Origin of the sequence: uncultured Maricaulis sp. (assembly GCF_905480005.1) — a bacterium.
Classification (GTDB): Bacteria; Pseudomonadota; Alphaproteobacteria; order Caulobacterales; family Maricaulaceae; genus Maricaulis.
Genome location: NZ_CAJQOO010000071.1, coordinates 1 through 5,409 on the forward strand (window position 1 = coordinate 1; position 5,409 = coordinate 5,409).

The 5,409-nt window shown below is 64.2% G+C and carries 4 protein-coding genes; 3 read left to right on the plus strand and 1 reads right to left on the minus strand.

What is annotated here, in order from left to right; translation table 11 throughout:
* Both QZ266_RS07420 and QZ266_RS07425 read left to right on the plus strand, forming a co-directional pair.
* Positions 1-1,625 (plus strand): chloride channel protein (locus QZ266_RS07420; protein WP_295693370.1); only part of this gene is annotated, 1,625 nt, incomplete at its 5' end.
* A 63-nt stretch (positions 1,626-1,688) separates the two neighbouring features.
* On the plus strand, positions 1,689-2,219 hold the full coding sequence (locus QZ266_RS07425; RefSeq protein ID WP_295693373.1) for a hypothetical protein: 531 nt from the start codon (positions 1,689-1,691) through the stop codon (positions 2,217-2,219).
* Positions 2,220-2,461: 242 nt separating this feature from the next.
* Here the strand turns inward: QZ266_RS07425 and QZ266_RS07430 are convergent, their stop codons facing one another.
* Positions 2,462-3,019, minus strand: a complete 558-nt coding sequence (locus QZ266_RS07430) for a hypothetical protein (RefSeq protein ID WP_295693376.1) — start codon at positions 3,017-3,019, stop codon at positions 2,462-2,464.
* Positions 3,020-3,121: 102 nt separating this feature from the next.
* Between QZ266_RS07430 and QZ266_RS07435 the strand changes: the two genes are divergently transcribed.
* The coding region (locus QZ266_RS07435) for an ATP-dependent helicase (RefSeq protein ID WP_295693379.1) at positions 3,122-5,409 on the plus strand (2,288 nt) is incomplete at its 3' end.

Below are 5,409 nucleotides of genomic sequence, written 5' to 3' on the forward strand. Positions count from 1 at the left end.
TTTCGAGGCGGGACAGTGTGATCACCCGGATCGGACAGGCTTTCCGCGACGGTCGCGGCCCGGCCCTTCTGGGGCTGGCTATCATGGTCGGCATCATTGCCGGCTATGCAACACTGGGCTTGCGGCTGGGTATTGGCTGGGTCGAACAGGCCGCGTTCGGAGTGACCGAGGAACGCCTCGCCTCGACGGCCGCCAGCCTGCCCGCCTGGCGTCTTGTCCTGATCCCCGTCATCACCGGCTGCATCATTGCGGCCATGCTGGGCCTCGGGCGCCGTTTCGGCCTGTCGCCGGACGCACGCGGCCTGGGGGTCGCCGATGTGCTCGAAGCGCGGGCCGTGAAAGCGGGCCGGCTCGATGTCCGCTCCGGCCTCTACTCCGCCATCCTGTCCGCGGTCTCCCTGGGCGGCGGCGCCAGTGCCGGCCGCGAAGGTCCTGCCGTCCATCTTGGCGCCACCCTCGCCTCGGCGCTGGGCAGCTGGTTCGGCATGGCCCCGCGCGGATCGCGGATCCTGCTCGCCTGCGGCGCCGCAGCCGCCGTCTCGGCAAGCTTCAACGCCCCGATTGCCGGGGCGCTTTTCGCCTTTGAAGTCGTCCTCGGCCATTACGCGCTGCGCTCGATCGCACCGGTCGCCACATCCAGCGTCGTCGGCGCCCTGATCGTGCGTCACCATTTCGGACAGGCCCCCGTCTTCGGTGTCCCGGAAATGGCGGCCGCCAGCCTGTGGGACTTCCCGGCGGCCGCCGTGCTCGGTGTCGCGGCGGCGGGCCTGGCGGTCCTGTTCAATCGCGGGGTCATCCATCTGCCGCCACTATTCGCCGGCTGGACCGAGCGCTTTCACATCCCCAGCTGGCTTCTGCCCATTCCCGGCGGCCTGGCGATCGGCCTCCTGGCCCTGATGGCGCCGGAAATTCTTGGCGTCGGCTATGAAGCAACCTCGAACGCCCTGGCAACGGAATACACATTCGGCCTGCTGATCGTGCTGATCGTGCTGAAGACACTGGCCACGATCATCTCCCTGGCCTGCCGCTTTGCGGGCGGGGTGTTCTCGCCCTCCCTCTATCTGGGGGCCATGCTCGGCTCGGCCTTCGGGATCGCGCTGACGATCCTGACCGGCGACCAGACCGCCGGGCCAGGCTTTTTCGCCGTGATCGGCATGGGTGCGGTCGCCGGCGCCGTGCTCGGCGCGCCGCTCTCAACCACCCTGATCGTGTTCGAACTGACCACCAGCTACGAAGCCTCGGTCGCGGTCCTTGTCGCCGTGTCACTGGCCACCATCCTGTCCCAGTCAACGCTGGGCGGCTCCCTGTTCCAGCTGCAGATGCGGCGCCGCGGATACGACATAGCCGGCGGGGCCAGTCGGCTGGTTTTGCAGATCGTTCGTGTGCGCGATGTGATGGAACCCCTGGGAAGCTGGGGCGAGGAATCGGTACCCGACGGCACCTGCCTCTATGAGGACGACACGCTGGGACGGGCCTTCGCGGTGCTGGACGCGGAACAGATCGACAGCGTCATTGTCCGCGAGCGGTCGGATGCCCAAGCCGTGATTGGCATTATCTCGAAATCCGACGCCCAGGCTGCCTATGCCCGGAGTCTGGCCGAAATCAGCGAAGAAGAACATCGCTGACCCGATGCCTTCTCTTCAGCGCGGTTATACCTCTGGAAAGAATGTCTCGGATAAGGTCGCGATATGAGACTGACCGGGGCTGAAAATCTGGACATGGAAGGCGCTTTGCTCGGGGACGGCCCGCTGGCGGCCGAGGCCCTGCGTGCGGCCAACATCAATCCCGTGACCGGGCTGGCGACCGACTATCTCAATCATTTCAACGAAGTCGTCATGTTGATGGAAATGCTCCCCGACATGCCCGACTGCGCCGAGGACGTGCTCGACTGGGCCCCGACGGATTATCCGAGCCACTTTGCCAATTCCGCCTTCAAGGACAAGGATCTGGCCATTCTCGCCTATCGCGCCGCGCCACAAGCGGTGCGGGCGCATCTGGAAACACTCATCCTGCAGATTGATGGCGAGGTCCTGCGCGCCCAGTCCGTCCTGCGCGAAACGACCAGTCCGGACGCCTGCGCCCAGATTGCCCAGCTCGCGACGGAAGAAATCAAGCCGCTGATCGCAGCCGCCTCCGGCGCCATCCACGGCAGCCCCGATGGCGAGGACGAACTGAACGACGAAGCCGCCCAGGCCAATGTGGACGCGCTTTTTGGGTGAGTCGCCGCTTCGGACGTCGCATGCGTCATGGTGTGAAGTCGTGGGGAATGAGTATTTTCTCATGCGCCGACCAGGCCGCCCAGGGACAAGGCAGACGAGAGCGCTTAAAACCGGCCCAGCCGTCTGACGCGACGAACCAGTAGGAATTCACCGCCTTTCGCACGCGGGAGTTCACCGGGCTCAGAACGTGACGATTTCTCGAGGGGGACCTGCGGGCGAATGACACCATCCGCGTGTCCAACTCAATCAAACGCAGCCGGATCGAAATCAAGAAGCAGCTCGGCATCGAGGTCCTCCAGATCAATCAGCTCTGGCGGCACGGAGCTACTGTGCCAGAAGCTTGGCCCGTCCCGGGTCAATACGCCTGCCCGAAACACAGTCCACTGCTGAACCAGGCCAAAATCCCGCTCAACGACCAGTTCAAACGGAGGCTCGCCGTCAAGTTCCACCCGGTACAAACGCTGAAGTGGGAACCGAGGCTCGAACACGATTGTCTGCACCGTCCCGCTGCTCAAGGCTTCCCCCAACGGCAGATGGACCGTCAGGAACACGCCTCCCGGACCTCGTGCCGCGCGGACTTCCAGGTTCAGCCCATCGCCGAGTTGAACGCCCTGCAAGATCGGCGTCATTGTGACCAACTCCACAACCGGCTCGGTCGCTGCCACATCCGGCTCGCGCTCCGCCGCGGTCACACACCCGGCCAGGCCGAGCGCGCTCAAACCCGTCAACCAAACTCTGGCATGCATGTCAGCCTCCCGTTGCAAGCCCCCGCTGATCGCGAACAAAAAACGAACAATCACACATCCCTCCCTTGGGATCGGGCGCCAATCAGGTCAGTATGACGGATTGAATCGGTTCGACAAACAGGGGTTGCCCCCGCCGTCCAAGCAGCAGGGAATTGCATGTCCGGTCTTTCCATCTCCGACATGGCGCGACCCGCGCCGCCGACGCCCTATCTGGACGGGTTGAATGATGAGCAGCGCTCCGCCGTGGAAGCGATGGACGGTCCGGTCCTGGTGCTGGCCGGCGCCGGCACCGGCAAGACCCGCGTCCTGACCACCCGCCTCGCCCATATCCTTGCCACCGGTCGGGCCCGGCCGTGGGAAATTCTCGCCGTCACCTTCACCAACAAGGCGGCCCGCGAGATGAAGGAGCGGGTCGGCAAGATCATTGGCGAAGCGGTCGAGGGCGTGCCCTGGCTGGGCACTTTCCACTCGGTCTCGGCCCAGATCCTGCGCCGCCATGCCGAGCTGGTGGATCTGAAATCCTCCTTCACCATTCTCGACACGGACGACCAGCTGCGCCTGATGAAGCAGATCATCCAGGCCGAAAACATCGATGAAAAGCGCTGGACGCCGCGCCATCTCGCCAGCCTGATCGATGGCTGGAAAAACCGCGGTCTGATGCCAGAGCAGCTTGGCGAGGACGACAAATGGGCCTTCGCTGAAGGTCGGGGTCAGGACCTCTACCGCATCTACCAGTCGCGCCTGAAGACGCTGAACGCCTGTGATTTCGGCGATCTGCTGCTGCACACGCTGCACATTTTCAAGGACAATCCGGACGTCCTGAAATTTTATCACGACAAGTTCCGCTATCTCCTCGTCGACGAGTATCAGGACACCAATGTCGCCCAGTATCTCTGGCTGCGCCTATTGGCCCAGGGCACGGGGAATATCTGCTGTGTGGGTGATGACGACCAGTCGATCTATGGCTGGCGCGGCGCCGAGGTCGATAACATTCTCCGCTTCGAGAAGGACTTTTCCGGCGCCACCGTGATCCGGCTGGAGCGCAATTATCGCTCGACCGCACATATTCTCGGTGCGGCCTCCGGCCTGATCGCCGCCAACCGCTCCCGTCTCGGCAAGACACTGTGGACCGATGATGCCGATGGCGAGAAAGTCCAGGTCCGCGGCATCTGGGATGGCGAGGCCGAGGCGCGCTTTGTCGCCGAGGAAATCGAGAACTGGGTCTCCGGTCAGCGTGCCTATTCCGACAGTGCCGTCCTGGTCCGAGCCGCCTGGCAGATGCGCGCTTTTGAAGACCGCTTCATCATGCTCGGCCTGCCCTACAAGGTGATCGGCGGACCGCGCTTCTTCGAGCGCGCCGAGGTCCGCGACGCCCACGCCTATCTGCGCCTGGTCCGCTCACCGGAAGACGATCTGGCTTTCGAGCGCATCGTCAACACGCCCAAGCGCGGCATTGGTGACACCACGGTCCAGAAGATCGCCGTCACCGCCCGCGCGATGGGCGTACCGATGACCGAGGCAACCCGGGTCATGCTCGGCACCGACGAGATCCGCGGCAAGGCCCGCACGGCGCTGGGCGTCTTCCTGCGCGATGTCGAGCGCTGGCGCGAACAGTCTGAACAAAGCCGTCTGGACGAGCTGGCCGAGATCATTCTCGACGAGAGCGGCTATACCGCCATGTGGCGCGAGGACAAGACACCCCAGGCCGCCGGCAAGCTGGAAAACCTCAAGGAACTCGTCCGCTCGATGGGCGAATACGACACGCTGGAAGCCTATCTCGAACACGTCGCCCTGCTCACCGACGCCGACCGCAAGCCGGATGAGGACGAGATATCCCTGATGACGCTGCACGGCGCCAAGGGTCTGGAATTCCCGCTCGTCTTCCTGCCCGGCTGGGAAGAGACCGTCTTCCCCTCCCAGCGCTCGCTGGATGAGGGCGGCACGCGCTCGCTCGAGGAGGAACGCCGCCTCGCCTATGTCGGCATTACCCGCGCCCGCGAACGTGCCATCATCACCTTCACCGCCAATCGCATGATCTATGGACGCTGGCAGACGGTCATTCCCAGCCGCTTCATCGACGAAATGCCGGTCGACCATGTCGAGGCGCGCTCGGAGACCGGCTATTATGACAGCGGCCCCGGTTTCGAGAGCGTCAGCCAGAAGCCCGACGCGATGGCATCCAGTTATTCCAGCCCCGGCTGGAAACGCTATCAGGCCAACCAACAATCCGGCCGCCGCTCCGCCCCGCCCACCATCAATGCCAAGGCCACGCTCATCGAAAGCGGCGGCTCCGACACCCAAGGCACCTGGCGCGCCGGCGACCGCGTCTTCCACGACAAGTTCGGCTACGGCACGGTGAAAAAGGCCGATGGCTCGAAATACACCGTGAAATTCGACAAGGCCGGCGAGAAGAAGGTGGTGGAGAATTTCCTGCGGGATCTGCC